The following is a 1,243-nucleotide window of genomic DNA, read 5'->3' as shown; positions in this document are numbered from 1 at the left end:
GTATTGCGAATGCTCATAATGCCTGGATGATCTACATCAGAGGTGATAGAACCAAAGGTGTAAATGCAAGCAGTACAACAGATGCATCAACCGCCAGATTAAGAGTTAAAGGATCTTTACGTACAGGTGATCAGGATATTAATTTGGTAGATGGCTTTAACCTTGTAGGTAATCCATTTGCATCAGAAATAGATTTCGATAATATTCAGGTATTATCCGGTAGTATCGATAACACGTTGCAATTGTGGGATCCGAAAGTATTAGGTTTGTATAACTTAGGTTCTTTTGTATACTTCAATGGTGGATTAATGAACGGTAGCCCAACCGGTACCAGCTATCCAAGTGGAGTAAATACGAAGATCCAATCGGGTATGGCCTTCATCGTTCACTCAAACGGCGCCTCACAAATACGTATAGGCGAAAGTGCTAAAACAAATGGCGGTAATGCAGGTGGAGCCGGTTTCAGACCACAATCACCACTTGCAGGTGTAAGTACATTTGTAACAAGTCTTTCACCGATAGTAAACAATGTACCTGTATATGCCGATGGTGTAACAATGGCATACAGCAACAGTTTCAGTAATGCAATTGATGCAAACGATGCGGTTAAGACCAGCAACTTCGGAGAAAGCATGGGTATGTTGAGAGACACTAAACTGTTGGCAATAGAAAGAAGACAAACGATCACAGATAAAGACTCAATCTTCTACAAAATAAGCGGCTTGAGGACGTCTAAATATCGTATGGAATTCATTCCAACAGCGATGTCAACAGATCTTACAGCGTTCCTTGAAGATAAGTTCTTATCAACGAGTACACCTATAGATCTTACAACAACGAGTCATATAGATTTTGATGCTGTACAAACCAACACATTAACTTTTGCCGACAGGTTCAGAATTGTGTTCAAAGCGGCTGGTACAACACCTGTATCGATCAGCAATGTAAATGCAACACAAAAATCTACGTCAATGCAAATTGATTGGAAAGTATCGGTAGAGAACGGAGTTAAACAATACGAAGTAGAACGTTCAGTGAACGGAACAGATTTCACAAAAGTAGGGGTGGTACCAGCAACAACCAACAATGGCGGTTCAGCATTGTACAGCTTTATGGATGTGGCACCTGTAGCCGGATTGAACTACTACCGTATAAAAACCGTAGATCTATCAGGAGCAACCAAATACACTTATATTGTAACAGTAACTTATGGTTCATCAGTTCCAAGCATTACGTTGAATAC

1 protein-coding gene is annotated in these 1,243 nt (G+C 40.3%); it reads left to right on the top strand.

From position 1 onward, the window contains the following. Nucleotides 1-1,243, top strand: a 1,243-nt coding sequence (locus ACQ33O_RS13680; protein ID WP_430996158.1) for a hypothetical protein, incomplete at both ends; no start/stop codon positions are given.

Origin of the sequence: Ferruginibacter sp. SUN002, assembly GCF_050611725.1 — a bacterium.
GTDB lineage: Bacteria > Bacteroidota > Bacteroidia > Chitinophagales > Chitinophagaceae > Ferruginibacter.
This window is presented reverse-complemented; position numbering and strand designations above follow the sequence as displayed.